The following is a 16265-nucleotide window of genomic DNA, read 5'->3' as shown; positions in this document are numbered from 1 at the left end:
TTGTGATCGCCCTCTCCCTCGCCGAGATCGCAGAAGTCGTCGGCGGGCAGACGCACGACATACCGGATCCGTCCGTCCAGGTCACCGGACCCGTCGTCCGGGACTCCCGCGAGGCGGTGCCCGGCAGCCTCTTCGTCGCCTTCGCCGGCGAGCGCGTGGACGGCCACGACTTCGCCGCCGCCGTCGTCGAGGCGGGCGCGGTCGCCGTGCTGGCGTCCCGCCCCGTCGGCGTGCCCGCGATCGTGGTCGAGGACGTCCAGGCCGCCCTCGGCGCCCTGGCCCGCCACGTCGTGCGCCGGCTCGGCACGACCCTCGTCGCGCTGACCGGCTCGGCCGGCAAGACCAGCACCAAGGACCTCATCGCCCAGGTGCTGCGGCGCAAGGCGCCGACCGTCTTCACGCCGGGCTCGCTCAACAACGAGATCGGGCTGCCGCTGACCGCGCTCACCGCCACCGAGGAGACGAAGTTCCTCGTGCTGGAGATGGGCGCCCGCGGCATCGGCCACATCCGCTACCTCACGGAGCTGACCCCGCCGAGGGTGGGACTGGTGCTCAACGTCGGCAGCGCCCACATCGGCGAGTTCGGCGGCCGGCAGCAGATCGCCCAGGCCAAGGGCGAGCTCGTGGAGAGCCTGCCGCCGGCCGAGGAGGGCGGCGCGGCGATCCTCAACGCCGACGACCCGTTGGTACGGGCCATGGCCTCCCGTACGAAGGCGAAGGTGATCCTTTTCGGTGAGTCCGACGAAGCGGACGTACGCGCCGAGAACGTGAGACTCACGGACAGCGGACAGCCCGCCTTCAGGCTTCACACACCCTCCGGTGCATCCGATGTGACCATGCGCCTGTACGGTGAGCACCACGTGTCGAACGCGCTCGCCGCGGCCGCCGTCGCCCATGAGCTGGGCATGTCCGCAACCGAGATCGCCACCGCGCTCTCCGAGGCGGGCTCCCTCTCCCGCTGGCGGATGGAGGTCACCGAGCGCCCGGACGGCGTGACCGTCGTCAACGACGCCTACAACGCCAACCCGGAGTCCATGCGGGCCGCCTTGCGCGCGCTCGTGGCCATGGGCAAGGGGCGGCGGACCTGGGCGGTGCTCGGCAAGATGGCCGAGCTCGGGGACGAGGCGCTCGCCGAGCACGACGCGGTCGGACGGCTCGCCGTCCGGCTCAACGTCAGCAAGCTCGTCGCGGTCGGGGGCAGGGAAGCGTCCTGGCTGCAACTGGGCGCATATAACGAGGGTTCGTGGGGTGAGGAGTCGGTGCACGTGTCCGACGCACAGGCGGCGATCGACCTGTTGCGCAGCGAGTTGCGCCCGGGGGACGTGGTCCTCGTGAAGGCGTCCCGTTCGGTCGGTCTGGAGGGCGTCGCCTCGGCGCTGCTCGAGACCGCGGGCGAGGGTGAGGTCGCCGGCCGATGATGAACCAGATCCTGTTCGCGGGTGTCATCGGCCTCTTCCTCACCCTGATCGGCACCCCGTTGCTGATCAAGCTCCTGGCCCGCAAGGGCTACGGGCAGTACATCCGGGACGACGGCCCGCGCGAGCACGCCAGCAAGCGCGGCACGCCGACCATGGGCGGCATCGCGTTCATCCTCGCGACGGTCGCCGCCTACTTCCTGTCGAAGGTCATCACCGGCAAGCCCCCGACCTACTCGGGGCTGCTGGTGCTGGGCCTGATGGTCGGCATGGGCCTGGTCGGCTTCCTCGACGACTACATCAAGATCGTCAAGCGTCGCTCGCTCGGTCTGCGCGCCAAGGCGAAGATGGCCGGCCAGCTGATCGTCGGCATCGCCTTCGCGGTGCTCGCGCTGCAGTTCTCCGACAACCGCGGCAACACCCCGGCCTCCACGAAGCTGTCGTTCATCACCGACTTCGGCTGGACCATCGGTCCGGTGCTGTTCGTGATCTGGGCGCTGTTCATGATCCTCGCGATGTCGAACGGCGTGAACCTCACCGACGGTCTGGACGGTCTGGCCACCGGCGCCTCCGTGCTGGTCTTCGGCGCCTACACCTTCATCGGCGTCTGGCAGTTCCAGGAGTCCTGCGCCAACGCGGTGACCCTGACGAACCCCAACGCCTGCTACGAGGTGCGCGATCCGCTCGACCTCGCGGTCATCGCCTCCGCGCTGATGGGAGCCTGCCTCGGCTTCCTGTGGTGGAACACCTCGCCGGCCAAGATCTTCATGGGCGACACCGGTTCGCTGGCGCTCGGCGGCGTCCTCGCCGGCCTCGCGATCTGCTCCCGCACCGAGCTGCTGATCGCGCTCCTCGGCGGCCTGTTCGTCCTCATCACCATGTCGGTGGTCATCCAGGTCGGTTCCTTCCGGCTCACCGGGAAGCGCGTCTTCCGGATGGCGCCGCTCCAGCACCACTTCGAACTCAAGGGCTGGTCCGAGGTCCTCGTGGTGGTCCGTTTCTGGATCATCCAGGGCATCTGCGTGATCGTCGGACTCGGCCTCTTCTACGCGGGATGGGCAGCGGACAAGTGACCGACTGGCAGGGGAAGAACGTCACCGTCGCCGGACTCGGCGTCTCCGGGGTCCCGGCGGCGAAGGTCCTCGCCGGCCTCGGCGCGCGGGTCACCGTCGTCAACGACGGCGACGACGAGCGCGCCCGGGCGCAGGCGGCGGAACTGGAGGCGCTCGGCGTCACCGTGCGCCTCGGCGACGGGGACACCCTGCCCGAGGGCACCGAGCTGATCGTCACCGCGCCCGGCTGGAAGCCGGACAAGCCGCTGTTCCACGCCGCCGAGCGGGCCGGCGTCCCGGTCTGGGGCGACGTGGAACTCGCGTGGCGGCTGCGCGGCCCCGGCGCCGCCCCGTGGCTGGCCGTCACGGGCACCAACGGCAAGACCACCACCGTGCAGATGCTCGCCGCCATCCTGAAGGCGGCGGGCCTGCGCACCGCCGCCGTCGGCAACATCGGCGTCTCCCTGCTGGACGCCGTCCTCGGCGAGCAGGAGTACGACGTCCTCGCCGTCGAACTCTCCAGCTACCAGCTGCACTGGGCGCCGTCCCTGAGGGCGCACTCGGCCGCGGTCCTCAACCTCGCCCCCGACCACCTCGACTGGCACGGCTCGATGGAGGCGTACGCCGCCGACAAGGGCCGCGTCTACGAGGGCAACCGCATCGCCTGCGTCTACAACGTCGCGGACAAGGCCACCGAGGACCTGGTGCGCGCGGCGGACGTCGAAGAGGGCTGCCGCGCCGTCGGGTTCACCCTCGGCACGCCGGCGCCGTCCCAACTCGGCGTCGTGGACGGCATCCTGGTCGACCGCGCCTTCGTCGAGAACCGGCAGAAGAACGCGCAGGAGCTGGCCGAGGTCTCGGACGTGAACCCGCCCGCCCCGCACAACATCGCCAACGCCCTTGCCGCGGCGGCCCTCGCGCGTGCCTTCGGCGTGCCGGCCACGGCCGTCCGGGACGGCCTGCGGGCCTTCACCCCGGACGCCCACCGCATCGCGCACGTGGCCGACGTGGACGGCGTCGCCTACGTCGACGACTCCAAGGCGACCAACACCCACGCCACGGAAGCCTCGTTGGCCGCGTACGAGTCGATCGTATGGATCGCCGGCGGTCTGGCGAAGGGCGCGACCTTCGACGAGCTGGTCGCGGGCGCGGCGAAGCGGCTGCGCGGCGTGGTCCTCATCGGAGCCGACCGCGCGCTGATCCGTGACGCCCTGGCGCGACACGCGCCCGAGGTCCCCGTGGTCGACCTCGACCGGACCGACACTGGGGCGATGCTCCAGGCCGTCCAGGAGGCACGGCTGCTCGCCCGGCCGGGCGACACGGTGCTGCTGGCCCCGGCCTGCGCCTCGATGGACATGTTCGCCAACTACAACAAGCGTGGTGACGCGTTCGCGGAGGCCGTTCGCGAACTCGGCGCCCGCTGACCCCGGCCGCCCCGCCGCCGGGCGACCTTGGGAGGGACGCGTGGGACCCGCGAACCGAGCCGGACGAACGCGGCCGACGTACAGCGGAGGCGCAGATGCCCGCTAGCCCCGTAGGCCCCGGCGGCCGCACCCGCCGGCCGCCCGCGCAGCGTGCCGGCGGGCGGCCCGCCGTCGGCCGGACCGTGCGCGACAACCCGGTGCGCACCCTGGTCACACGGGCCCGCAAGGCCTGGGACCGGCCGCTCACCGCGTACTACCTGATCCTCGGCGGCAGCTCGCTGATCACGGTGCTCGGACTGGTGATGGTCTACTCGGCCTCCCAGGTCACCGCGCTGCAGATGTCGCTGCCCGGGTCGTACTTCTTCCGTAAGCAGCTGCTGGCCGCGGTGATCGGCGCCGGGCTGCTGCTGGCCGCCTCGCGGATGCCGGTCAAGCTCCACCGGGCCCTGGCCTACCCGATCCTGGCGGGCGCGGTGTTCCTGATGGCGCTGGTGCAGGTGCCGGGGATAGGGATGTCGGTCAACGGCAACCAGAACTGGATCTCGCTCGGCGGCTCCTTCCAGATCCAGCCCAGCGAGATCGGCAAGCTGGCCCTGGTGCTGTGGGCCGCCGACCTCATCGCCCGCAAGCAGGAGAAGCGGCTGCTCACCCAGTGGAAGCACATGCTGGTGCCGCTGGTCCCGGTCGCCTTCATGCTGCTCGGCCTGATCATGCTCGGCGGCGACATGGGCACCGCGATCATCCTCACGGCCATCCTGTTCGGCCTGCTGTGGCTCGCGGGTGCCCCCACCCGGCTCTTCGTCGGCGTGCTGTCGGTGGCCGCCCTGATCGGCCTGGTCCTCATCAAGACCAGCCCCAACCGCCTGGACCGCTTCGCCTGCGTCGGCTCCACCGACGCCTCCAAGTGCTGGCAGGCGGTGCACGGCATCTACGCCCTGGCCTCCGGCGGATTCTTCGGTTCCGGGCTCGGCGCGAGTGTGGAAAAATGGGGCCAACTCCCCGAAGCCCACACCGACTTCATCTTCGCCGTCACCGGCGAGGAACTGGGCCTGGCCGGGACGCTGTCGGTGCTCGCCCTGTTCGCGGCTCTAGGCTATGCGGGCATCCGCGTGGCCGGACGCACGGAGGACCCCTTCGTCAGGTACGCCGCGGGAGGCGTGACCACCTGGATCGTCGCGCAAGCGGTGATCAACATCGGTGCGGTGCTCGGCCTGCTGCCGATCGCCGGCGTCCCGCTCCCGCTGTTCTCCTACGGAGGATCCGCCCTGCTGCCGACCATGTTCGCCATCGGGCTGATGATCGCCTTCGCGCGCGACGAGCCCGCTGCGCGGGCGGCGCTTGCCATGCGGCAGCCCCGCTTTGGTAGAAAGCGGGCGACAGGCTCCGCGTCCGGCCGCAAGACCGGCCGCGGGCCCGAGCGGAAACCCGCGCGGACCTCCGGCCGCAAGCCCGGCCGGGAGACCGGCGGGGCAGCCGGCCGGGCGTCGAACCGGGGATCCGGGCAAGGCTCGGGTCAGGGGTCCGGCCAGGTGCCCCGCAGATGGAACACGATGCGACGGCGCGCCTCAGCGGCGCGTCCGTCCGGAGAGCGGTGAATTTCGGTGCATGTCGTACTCGCCGGCGGAGGTACCGCGGGCCACATCGAGCCCGCGCTCGCCCTCGCGGACGCCCTGCGCAGGCAGGACCCGACCGTGGGGATCACGGCCCTGGGCACGGAGCGCGGCCTGGAGACCCGGCTCGTCCCCGAGCGGGGCTACGAGCTCGGACTGATCCCGGCGGTCCCGCTGCCACGCAAGCCCACCCCGGAACTGATCACCGTCCCGGGCCGGCTGCGCGGCACCATCAAGGCGGCCGAGCAGATCCTGGAGCGCACCAAGGCCGACGCCGTGGTCGGCTTCGGCGGCTACGTGGCGCTGCCCGGCTACCTCGCCGCCAAGCGGCTCGGCGTGCCCATCGTGGTCCACGAGGCCAACGCCCGTCCCGGCCTGGCCAACAAGATCGGGTCCCGCTACGCGGCCCAGGTCGCCGTCTCCACCCCGGACAGCAAGCTGCGCGGCGCCCAGTACATCGGCATCCCGCTGCGCCGCGCCATCGCCACCCTGGACCGGGCCGCGGTGCGCCCCGAGGCCCGCGCGATGTACGGGCTCGACCCCAACCTGCCCACGCTGCTGGTCTCCGGCGGCTCCCAGGGCGCCCGTCGGCTCAACGAGGTGGTCCAGCAGGTCGCGCCCTGGCTCCAGCAGGCGGGCATCCAGATCCTGCACGCGGTCGGCCCCAAGAACGAACTGCCGCGCGTACAGCAGATGCCGGGAATGCCCCCGTACATCCCGGTAAGTTACTTGGACCGGATGGACCTCGCGTACGCCGCGGCCGACATGATGCTCTGCCGGGCCGGCGCGATGACCGTGGCCGAACTCTCCGCCGTCGGACTCCCGGCCGCCTACGTCCCGCTGCCCATCGGCAACGGCGAACAGCGGCTGAACGCCCAGCCGGTGGTGAAGGCCGGCGGCGGACTGCTGGTCGACGACGCGGACCTCACCCCGGAGTGGGTGCAGGCCAACGTCCTGCCCGTGCTCGGCGATCCGCACCGGCTGTACCAGATGTCCCGCGCCGCGGGCGAGTTCGGCCGCCGGGACGCCGACGACCTGCTCGTCGGCATGGTGTACAAGGCGATCGCCTCGCACCGTTAGGACTGTATGACCGAAAGGACTTCAGAGCGTGGCCGGACCGACGACCGCCCAGCGCGGTGAACGCCAGCAGGATTCGTCCGGCCCGCCTCTGGTCCGCCGGCTGCGCCGACTGCGTCTTCGTACGATCGTCATCCTGGCGCTGGCCGTCGTGCTCCTCGGCGGCGGCACGCTCTGGGTGCTCTACGGCTCCGAGTGGACCCGGGTGGAGCGGGTGTCCGTCTCCGGCACCCGGGTGTTGACGCCCGAGCAGGTGCGCCGGGCCGCCGACGTCCCGGTGGGGGACCCGCTGGTCTCCGTCGACACCGGCGCGATCGCCGCCCGGCTGCGCCGCGAACTGCCCCGCGTCGACTCCGTCGCCGTCCGTCGTTCCTGGCCCCACGGAATCGACCTGAAAGTGGTCGAGCGCACCGCCGTCATGGTGGAGGAGAAGGGCGGAAAGTTCGTCGAAGTGGACGCCGCCGGAGTCCGTTTCGCCACGGTTTCCCAGGTGCCCGAAGGCGTCCCGGTCCTGGAATTGTCCCTTTCCCGTTCCGCCTCGTCGGCGGCGACCCTGCGCCGCTTCGGCGAGGACCGGCTGGTGTGCGCGGCGGTGTCGGTCGCGGGCCGCATCCCGGCCGCGGTCGCCCATCGCGCCCGCGCCGTCAAGGTCCGTACCTACGACGACATCTCGCTGGAGTTGACCGACGGCCGCACCGTGGCCTGGGGCAGCGGCGAGGCGGGCCGGGAGAAGGCCCGCGCGCTGACCGCGCTGATGAAAGCGGCCCCGGACGCCAGGCACTTCGACGTCAGCGTGCCCAGCGCACCCGCGTCATCAGGGAGTTGACGCACATCAGCGCAGGCCAGCACCCTGGTTGGGCACCGCTATGGCTGATCACATAGGGTGAAAAGAAAAACGGGAGGTTCGGCGTGTTCGTTGAACGGGCGCCACTTGTCGACTTAGTGTCCTGTTCAGAAGACTTCATGGAACAGGCACACTGGTAACCCTAAACTTCAGGGTTAGGGTTCGGGTCGGCATGACGGACCGTCCCATTCGGCATCAGCCGGCGCCGCGCGGGCAACCGCGCGGCGACGGCAACGTAATTCGAGGCGAGAGGCCTTCGACGTGGCAGCACCGCAGAACTACCTCGCAGTCATCAAGGTCATCGGTGTCGGCGGCGGTGGTGTCAATGCCATCAACCGGATGATCGAGGTCGGTCTCAAGGGCGTCGAGTTCATCGCCATCAACACCGACGCGCAGGCGCTGTTGATGAGCGACGCCGACGTCAAACTCGACGTGGGCCGCGAACTGACCCGCGGACTCGGCGCCGGCGCCAACCCGGCCGTCGGCCGCAAGGCCGCCGAGGACCACCGCGAGGAGATCGAGGAGGTCCTCAAGGGGGCCGACATGGTCTTCGTGACGGCCGGTGAAGGCGGCGGCACCGGCACCGGCGGCGCGCCCGTCGTGGCCAACATCGCGCGCTCGCTGGGCGCCCTCACCATCGGCGTGGTCACCCGCCCGTTCACCTTCGAGGGACGGCGCCGGGCCAACCAGGCCGAGGACGGCATCGCCGAACTCCGCGAAGAGGTCGACACCCTCATCGTGATCCCCAACGACCGGCTGCTGTCCATCTCGGACCGCCAGGTCAGCGTGCTCGACGCGTTCAAGTCCGCCGACCAGGTGCTGCTCTCGGGCGTCCAGGGCATCACCGACCTGATCACCACCCCGGGTCTGATCAACCTCGACTTCGCCGACGTCAAGTCGGTCATGTCGGAGGCCGGTTCGGCGCTCATGGGCATCGGTTCGGCCCGCGGCGACGACCGCGCGGTGGCGGCCGCCGAGATGGCGATCTCCTCGCCGCTGCTGGAGGCGTCCATCGACGGCGCCCGCGGCGTCCTGCTCTCCATCTCCGGCGGCTCCGACCTCGGACTGTTCGAGATCAACGAGGCGGCCCAGCTGGTCAGCGAGGCCGCCCACCCCGAGGCCAACATCATCTTCGGCGCGGTCATCGACGACGCCCTCGGCGACGAGGTCAGGGTCACCGTGATCGCGGCCGGCTTCGACGGCGGCCAGCCCCCGGCCCGCCGGGACAACGTCCTCGGCTCGGCCTCCTCCTCGCCCCGCCGCGAGGAGCCCGCCCCGGTGCGCCAGCCGGAAAGCCGCCCGACCTTCGGCTCGCTCGGCAGCGTGACGCCGAAGGAGGAGCCGGAGCCCGTCGCCCCCGAGCCGGTGCACGACCTGCCGGCCACTCCGGCCGTGCCGCCGTCGCCGCGGACCTACACCGACAGCGCGGCCGAGGAACTGGACGTACCGGACTTCCTGAAGTGATAGGGCGGCGCGACACCGTGAACGGCGCGCACTTCGCCTTCACCGACCGGTGGGGCGGGGTGAGCGCCGTTCCGTACGAGGAGCTGAACCTCGGCGGCGCGGTCGGCGACGACCCCGGGGCCGTGCAGGCCAACCGGGAACTGGCCGCCAAGTCCCTGGGACTCGACGCCGCCCGGGTGGTCTGGATGAACCAGGTGCACGGCAACGACATCGCCGAGGTGGACGGCCCGTGGACCACGGGACCCGTCCCGCCGGTCGACGGCCTGGTCACCGCGGCCCGTGGTCTCGCGCTCGCCGTGCTGACCGCCGACTGCGTGCCGGTGCTGCTGGCCGACCCGGTCGCCGGGGTGGTCGCCGCGGTGCACGCGGGCCGGCCCGGCATGGTCAAGCGGGTCGTGCCGGCCGCCGTCGACGCGATGAAGTCGCTGGGCGCGGAGCCGGACCGGATCGTCGCCCGTACCGGACCGGCCGTCTGCGGCCGGTGCTACGAGGTGCCGGAGGCGATGCGCGCCGAGGTCGCCGCCATCGAGCCGGCGGCGCACGCCGAGACGAGTTGGGGCACACCGGCCGTGGACGTGAGCGCCGGAGTGCACGCGCAGCTCGAGCGCCTCGGGGTGCACGACCGGGAGCGCTCGCCGGTGTGCACGCGGGAGTCGGGCGACCACTTCTCGTACCGCCGCGACCGCACCACCGGTCGGCTCGCGGGCTACGTCTGGCTGGACTGATGGGGCATGACGGAACGTAAGGACGAACTCGCCGGGAACCTGGCGAAGGTGGAGGAGCGCATCGCCGCCGCGTGCGCCGCCGCCGGCCGCCGGCGCGAGGAAGTGACCCTCATCGTGGTCACCAAGACCTACCCGGCCTCCGATGTGCGGATCCTGGCGGACCTCGGGGTGCGCCAGGTCGCCGAGAACCGCGACCAGGAGGCGGCGCCCAAGGCCGCCGAGTGCGCGGACCTCCCTCTCGCTTGGCACTTCGTGGGTCAACTCCAGACCAACAAGGTCCGCTCGGTGGTGGGATACGCCGACGTCGTGCAGTCCGTCGACCGGCCGCGCCTGGTCACGGCGCTGTCGAGGGAGGCCGTGCGCGCCGGCCGCGAGGTGGGCTGCCTGGTCCAGGTCGCCCTGGACGCGGGCGCGAGCGGGCGTGGCGAGCGGGGCGGCGTGGCGCCCGGCGGCATCGAGGAGTTGGCCGACGCGATCGCCGGCGCCGAGGGGCTGCGGTTCGGCGGACTGATGACCGTCGCGCCGCTGACCGGTGAGTACGCCGGCCGTCAACAGGCGGCGTTCGAACGGCTCATGGATCTGTCGACCCGCGTGCGCGCGAACCATCCGACTGCCACCATGGTCTCGGCAGGGATGAGCGGGGACCTCGAACAGGCCGTGGCGGCCGGAGCGACACATGTACGCGTCGGCACCTCGGTACTCGGAGTCCGCCCCAGGCTCGGGTAACGTCGCCAGGAAGTCGGACCACAGCAGAAAATATGGTCAATACCGCCGAAGAAGGCGCAACGACCTCGTGGATCGCGGGGACTTCGCGGTCGTCAGCGGATCCACCACAGAGCGGAGGACTCAGAGCATGGCCGGCGCGATGCGCAAGATGGCGGTCTACCTCGGCCTCGTGGAGGACGATGGGTACGACGGCCGGGGTTTCGACCCCGATGACGACTTCGAACCCGAACTCGACCCGGAGCCCGAGCGGGACCGCCGGCGGCACGAGCCGTCGCACCAGCCGCACGGAACACATCAGCCGCAAAGGGACGAACCGGTACGCGTGGTGCAGCCTCCGGCACCCCGCGAACCCGTGTCGCATTCCGCTTCGCTCCCGGCGGAATCCGGGCGTCCGGCGCGCATCGCGCCCGTGGCATCCATCACACAAGAACGCGCAAGCCTGGAGAAGAACGCACCGGTGATCATGCCCAAGGTCGTGTCCGAACGTGAGCCGTACCGGATCACCACACTTCACCCCCGGACCTACAACGAGGCCCGTACCATCGGGGAACACTTCCGTGAGGGCACCCCGGTGATCATGAATCTGACCGAGATGGACGACACGGACGCGAAGCGACTTGTCGACTTCGCGGCCGGTTTGGTGTTCGGTCTTCACGGCAGCATCGAGCGGGTGACGCAGAAGGTGTTTCTGTTGTCGCCTGCTAACGTCGATGTCACGGCGGAGGACAAGGCCCGCATCGCAGAGGGCGGGTTCTTCAACCAGAGCTGAGACGCACCACTGGACGAAGGCACGGAACAGGGGAGAGGGAAGCACCGATCATGGGCGTGGCCATGGAGGTTCTCTACATCGCGCTGATGGTGTTCCTCATCGTGCTGATCTTCCGATTGGTCATGGACTATGTGTTCCAGTTCGCCCGCTCGTGGCAACCCGGCAAGGCGATGGTGGTCGTTCTTGAGGCCACCTACACTGTCACCGATCCACCGTTGAAGCTTCTACGGCGGTTCATCCCGCCGTTGCGTCTCGGGGGCGTGGCGCTCGACCTGTCCTTCTTCGTCCTGATGATCATCGTCTACATCCTGATCTACATCGTGGGGAACCTCGCGACGTGACTGTGGACGATACGGTCTTGCCGACTGCCGATGACTACGTTGAGGTGAAGAGATGCCGTTGACCCCCGAGGACGTGCGGAACAAGCAGTTCACGACCGTCCGCCTCCGAGAAGGCTATGACGAGGACGAGGTCGATGCCTTCCTCGACGAGGTCGAAGCCGAGCTGACCCGTCTGCTCCGCGAGAACGAGGACCTGCGCGCCAAACTGGCCGCGGCCACCCGTGCCGCCGCCCAGAACCAGCAGAACATGCGCAAGCCCCCGGAGCAGCAGGACCAGCAGCACCAGCAGCAGGGCGGCATGCCTCAGCAGGGTGGAATGCCCCAGCAGGGCGGGATGCCCCAGCAGGGTGGAATGCCGCAGCAGGGTGGAATGCCTCAGCAGGGCATGCGAGGTCCCGGCGCTCCGGTGCCCGCCGGCATATCGGGCCCGCCGCAGCAGCAGATGGGTGGCCCCATGGGTGGTCCGCCCCAGCTGCCGAGCGGTGCCCCGCAGCTGCCCGCCGGCCCCGGCGGACAGGGCCCGCAGGGTCCCGGCCCCATGGGTCAGGGTCCTGGTCCGATGGGCCAGGGACCCGGTCCGATGGGCCAGGGTCCGATGCAGGGCCAGATGGGTCCGGGCCCGATGGGCGGCCCCGGTCCCATGGGCGGCCCCGGCCCGATGGGCCAGGGTCCCGGTGGCGACAGCGCCGCGCGCGTCCTGTCGCTGGCCCAGCAGACCGCCGACCAGGCGATCGCGGAGGCCCGTTCCGAGGCCAACAAGATCGTGGGCGAGGCGCGTTCGCGTGCCGAGGGTCTGGAGCGGGACGCCCGCGCCAAGGCCGACGCGCTGGAGCGGGACGCGCAGGAGAAGCACCGCGTCGCGATGGGCTCCCTGGAGTCCGCCCGCGCCACGCTGGAGCGCAAGGTCGAGGACCTGCGCGGCTTCGAGCGCGAGTACCGTACGCGACTGAAGTCGTACCTGGAGTCGCAGCTGCGCCAGCTGGAGACGCAGGCCGACGACTCGCTGGCTCCGCCGCGCACCCCGGCGACCGCGTCGCTGCCGCCGTCCCCGGCGCCGTCGATGGCTCCGGCCGGTGCGAGCGCCCCGTCGTACGGCGGCAACCAGGGAATGGGCGGCGCGCCCAGCCCGTCGGCTCCGTCCTACGGCGGTCAGCAGCAGATGTCGCCGGCGATGACGCAGCCGATGGCGCCGGTGCGGCCGCAGGGTCCGTCGCCGATGGGGCAGGCTCCGTCGCCGATGCGTGGCTTCCTCATCGACGAGGACGACAACTGAGCGGCCCTGACGGGTGTGAGTGACTAGGCGTCGGCAGCCCGCAGAACGGCCCCGGAGGATCCCTCCGGGGCCGTTCTCGTGTGTCCGGGCGCGGCCTAGTGCGGCCGGCCGCACGGTTCCCCGCGCCCCTGAGAACGCGCAGTTCCCCGCGCCCTCGAAGGGACGCGGGGAACTGCGCGAAGGGGGTCTGGGGGCGTCGGTCCCAGGGGCGGACGGGACGGGTAGGGGTGGCGGGGGCGAAAGCTCCCGGGCCCCGCCCCCCGCCCCGGAGGGCTACGCCTTGCGGAGGCGGAACGTCAGGGACAGCCCCTCGTCGGTGAACGCCTCGCCGTACGTGGGGTCGGCCTCGCCCTGGCCGAAGTCCGTCGCGAGCACCTCCTCCGCGATCAGCCCCGTGTGCTCGGACAGCGCCGCGATCACCGCCGGGTCCGTGGACGTCCACCGCAGGGCGATCCGGTCGGCGACGTCGAGGCCGCTGTTCTTGCGGGCCTCCTGGATCAGCCGGATCGCGTCGCGGGCCAGCCCGGCCTGCCGCAGTTCCTCGGTGATCTCCAGGTCCAGCGCCACCGTCGCGCCCGAGTCGGACGCCACGGACCAGCCCTCGCGCGGCGTCTCCGTGATGATCACCTCGTCCGGCGTGAGGGCGACCGTCTCGCCGTCGACCTCCACCGACGCGGTGCCCTCGCGCAGCGCCAGCGACAGCGCGGCCGCGTCGGCCCCGGCGATCGCCTTCGCCACGTCCTGCACCCGCTTGCCGAACCGCTTGCCCAGCGCACGGAAGTTGGCCTTCGCGGTGGTGTCGACCAGCGACCCGCCGACCTCGGACAGCGACGCGAGGGAGGAGACGTTCAGCTCCTCGGTGATCTGCGCGTGCAGTTCGGTGTCCAGGGACTCGAAGCCCGCGACCGCGACCAGCGCGCGCGACAGCGGCTGGCGCGTCTTGACGCCCGACTCCGCGCGCGTGGCCCGGCCCAGCTCCACCAGCCGCCGTACGACCACCATCTGCCGCGACAGCTCCGGGTCGATCGCCGACAGCTCGGCCTCGGGCCACGAGGCGAGGTGCACCGACTCCGGGGCGCCCGGCGTCACCGGCACGATCAGGTCCTGCCAGACCCGCTCGGTGATGAACGGGGTCAGCGGGGCCATCAGCTTGGTCACCGTCTCGACGACCTCGTGCAGCGTGCGCAGGGCAGCCTTGTCGCCCTGCCAGAAGCGACGGCGCGAACGGCGGACGTACCAGTTGGACAGGTCGTCGACGAACGCGGACAGCAGCTTGCCTGCCCGCTGCGTGTCGTAGGCCTCCAGGGCCTGCGTGACCTGGTCGGTCAGCGCGTGCAGCTCGCTGAGCAGCCAGCGGTCCAGGACCGGGCGGTCGGCCGGGGCCGGGTCCGCCGCGCTCGGCGCCCAGTTCGACGTACGGGCGTACAGCGCCTGGAAGGCCACCGTGTTCCAGTAGGTCAGCAGCGTCTTGCGGACGACCTCCTGGATGGTGCCGTGGCCGACCCGGCGGGCCGCCCAGGGGGAGCCGCCGGCCGCCATGAACCAGCGCACCGCGTCCGCGCCGTGCTGGTCCATCAGCGGGATCGGCTGCAGGATGTTGCCCAGGTGCTTGGACATCTTGCGGCCGTCCTCGGCCAGGATGTGGCCCAGGCACACCACGTTCTCGTACGACGACTCGTCGAACACCAGCGTGCCGATGGCCATCAGGGTGTAGAACCAGCCGCGGGTCTGGTCGATCGCCTCGGAGATGAACTGCGCCGGGTAACGGCTCTCGAACAGCTCCTTGTTCTTGTACGGGTACCCCCACTGCGCGAACGGCATCGAACCCGAGTCGTACCAGGCGTCGATGACCTCCGGCACGCGCGTGGCGGTCGCTCCGCAGCCGTCCTCGGGGCAGGCGAAGACGACCTCGTCGATGAACGGGCGATGCGGGTCCAGGCCCGACTGGTCGGCGCCGGTCAGCCCGGACAGCTCCGCCCGGGAGCCGACGCAGGTGAGGTGACCCTCCTCGCAGCGCCAGATGGGCAGCGGGGTGCCCCAGTAGCGGTTGCGGGACAGCGCCCAGTCGATGTTGTTGGTCAGCCAGTCGCCGAAGCGGCCGTGCTTGACCGTCTCCGGGAACCAGTTGGTCTTCTCGTTCTCCTCCAGCAGCCGGTCCTTGACCGCCGTGGTGCGGATGTACCAGGACGGCTGGGCGTAGTACAGCAGCGCGGTGTGGCAGCGCCAGCAGTGCGGGTAGCTGTGCTCGTAGGGGAGGTGCTTGAAGAGCAGGCCGCGCTCGGCGAGGTCCTCGGTGAGCTTCTCGTCGGCCTTCTTGAAGAAGACGCCGCCGACCAGCGGGACGTCCTCCTCGAAGGTGCCGTCGGGGCGCACCGGGTTGACGACCGGCAGGTCGTAGGAGCGGCACACCTTGAGGTCGTCCTCACCGAAGGCGGGGGACTGGTGGACCAGACCCGTGCCGTCCTCGGTGGTGACGTACTCGGCGTTCACCACGAAGTGCGCCGGCGCCGGGCTGTGCCCATCGGTTCCCTCGCCGGCGCCCGGGAACTCGATCAGCTCGAACGGCCGCTGGTACGTCCAGCGCTCCATCTCCGCGCCCGTGAAGGACTGACCGGTGGTCTCCCAGCCCTCGCCGAGCGCCTTGGCGACCAGCGGCTCGGCGACGACCAGCTTCTCCTCGCCGTTCGTCGCGACGACGTAGGTCACCTCGGGGTGCGCGGCGACCGCCGTGTTGGAGACCAGCGTCCAGGGCGTCGTCGTCCACACCAGCAGCGCGGCCTCGCCCGCCAGCGGGCCGGAGGTCAGCGGGAAGCGGACGTAGACGGAGGGGTCGACGACCGTCTCGTAGCCCTGCGCCAGCTCGTGGTCGGACAGGCCGGTGCCGCAGCGGGGGCACCAGGGGGCGACGCGGTGGTCCTGGACCAGCAGGCCCTTGCCGAAGATCTCCTTCAGCGACCACCACACCGACTCCACGTACTCGGGGTCCATGGTGCGGTAGGCGTCGTCGAGGTCGACCCAGTAGCCCATGCGGGTCGTCAGCTCGGCGAAGGCGTCGGTGTGCCGGGTCACGGACTCACGGCACTTGGCGTTGAACTCGGCGATGCCGTACGCCTCGATGTCCTGCTTGCCGCTGAAGCCCAGCTCCTTCTCGACCGCCAGCTCCACCGGGAGGCCGTGGCAGTCCCAGCCGGCCTTGCGGGCCACGTGGTAGCCGCGCATGGTGCGGAAGCGGGGGAAGACGTCCTTGAAGACGCGCGCCTCGATGTGGTGGGCGCCCGGCATGCCGTTGGCGGTGGGCGGGCCCTCGTAGAACACCCACTCGGGGCGGCCCTCGGACTGCTGAAGGCTCTTGGCGAAGATCTTCTGCTCGCGCCAGAAGTCGAGCACCGCGTGTTCGAGCGCGGGCAGGTCGACCTGGGCGGGCACCTGGCGGTACTGCGGCTGCGTATTCAACGAGCTTCCTCCGGCGGACGTGCTGCCTTCCGTCGGAGGGACGAGAGCCTTCGTGCTTCCTACGCCGTGTGCGGCGCGCTCCCGCGGTACCA

General features: G+C 71.0%; 13 protein-coding genes. 12 read left to right on the top strand and 1 reads right to left on the bottom strand.

Annotation, left to right across the window (positions count from 1 at the left end):
* Positions 1-2: 2 nt before the first annotated feature.
* The 12 genes from murF to ACH5A8_RS01230 all read left to right on the top strand — a co-directional run bounded on the left by murF (position 3) and on the right by ACH5A8_RS01230 (position 12720).
* Entirely contained in the window at positions 3-1418 is a 1416-nt protein-coding gene (murF, locus tag ACH5A8_RS01285; RefSeq protein WP_398996699.1) for a UDP-N-acetylmuramoyl-tripeptide--D-alanyl-D-alanine ligase, read from the top strand.
* Entirely contained in the window at positions 1415-2488 is a 1074-nt protein-coding gene (gene mraY, locus ACH5A8_RS01280) for a phospho-N-acetylmuramoyl-pentapeptide-transferase (RefSeq protein WP_398996697.1), read from the top strand. The genes murF and mraY overlap by 4 nt, the downstream gene beginning before the upstream one ends.
* Positions 2470-3891: a UDP-N-acetylmuramoyl-L-alanine--D-glutamate ligase gene (gene murD / locus ACH5A8_RS01275; RefSeq protein WP_398996695.1), complete on the top strand. Its 1422-nt coding sequence runs from the start codon at positions 2470-2472 to the stop codon at positions 3889-3891. Before mraY ends, murD begins: the two co-directional genes overlap by 19 nt.
* Positions 3892-3986: 95 nt before the next feature.
* The gene (ftsW, locus tag ACH5A8_RS01270; protein ID WP_398996693.1) at positions 3987-5486 is read left to right on the top strand and encodes a putative lipid II flippase FtsW; all 1500 of its coding nucleotides are present in this window, start codon (positions 3987-3989) and stop codon (positions 5484-5486) included.
* Positions 5487-5492: 6 nt separating this feature from the next.
* Entirely contained in the window at positions 5493-6581 is a 1089-nt protein-coding gene (gene murG, locus ACH5A8_RS01265; protein ID WP_398996691.1) for an undecaprenyldiphospho-muramoylpentapeptide beta-N-acetylglucosaminyltransferase, read from the top strand.
* A 28-nt stretch (positions 6582-6609) separates the two neighbouring features.
* A complete protein-coding gene (locus ACH5A8_RS01260) occupies positions 6610-7404 on the top strand; it encodes a cell division protein FtsQ/DivIB (RefSeq protein ID WP_398996689.1) in 795 nt (264 codons plus the stop codon).
* Positions 7405-7683: 279 nt separating this feature from the next.
* Entirely contained in the window at positions 7684-8886 is a 1203-nt protein-coding gene (ftsZ, locus tag ACH5A8_RS01255; RefSeq protein WP_398996687.1) for a cell division protein FtsZ, read from the top strand.
* Positions 8883-9611 (top strand): peptidoglycan editing factor PgeF, encoded by a 729-nt coding sequence (pgeF, locus tag ACH5A8_RS01250; protein ID WP_398996685.1) that lies wholly within the window; start codon positions 8883-8885, stop codon positions 9609-9611. Before ftsZ ends, pgeF begins: the two co-directional genes overlap by 4 nt.
* Positions 9612-9617: 6 nt before the next feature.
* A complete protein-coding gene (locus ACH5A8_RS01245) occupies positions 9618-10337 on the top strand; it encodes a YggS family pyridoxal phosphate-dependent enzyme (RefSeq protein WP_398996683.1) in 720 nt (239 codons plus the stop codon).
* A gap of 127 nt (positions 10338-10464) precedes the next feature.
* Positions 10465-11106: a cell division protein SepF gene (locus ACH5A8_RS01240; RefSeq protein ID WP_398996681.1), complete on the top strand. Its 642-nt coding sequence runs from the start codon at positions 10465-10467 to the stop codon at positions 11104-11106.
* A gap of 50 nt (positions 11107-11156) precedes the next feature.
* Positions 11157-11447 carry a YggT family protein gene (locus ACH5A8_RS01235; RefSeq protein WP_009188102.1) on the top strand — a complete coding sequence of 97 codons (291 nt, stop codon included), beginning with the start codon at positions 11157-11159 and terminating at the stop codon, positions 11445-11447.
* Between the two features lie 52 nt (positions 11448-11499).
* A complete protein-coding gene (locus tag ACH5A8_RS01230; RefSeq protein ID WP_398996678.1) occupies positions 11500-12720 on the top strand; it encodes a DivIVA domain-containing protein in 1221 nt (406 codons plus the stop codon).
* 273 nt (positions 12721-12993) lie between these two features.
* Here ACH5A8_RS01230 and ileS read toward each other — a convergent pair whose 3' ends face one another.
* The gene (gene ileS / locus ACH5A8_RS01225; protein ID WP_398996676.1) at positions 12994-16173 is read right to left on the bottom strand and encodes an isoleucine--tRNA ligase; all 3180 of its coding nucleotides are present in this window, start codon (positions 16171-16173) and stop codon (positions 12994-12996) included.
* Between the last annotated feature and the right edge of the window lie 92 nt (positions 16174-16265).

The sequence above is a fragment of the Streptomyces sp. NPDC018610 genome, from assembly GCF_044391765.1.
In the GTDB taxonomy this organism is placed as follows: Bacteria; Actinomycetota; Actinomycetes; order Streptomycetales; family Streptomycetaceae; genus Streptomyces.
The sequence above is the reverse complement of the archived record's forward strand: the minus strand, read 5'-3'. Positions and strand labels throughout refer to the sequence as shown.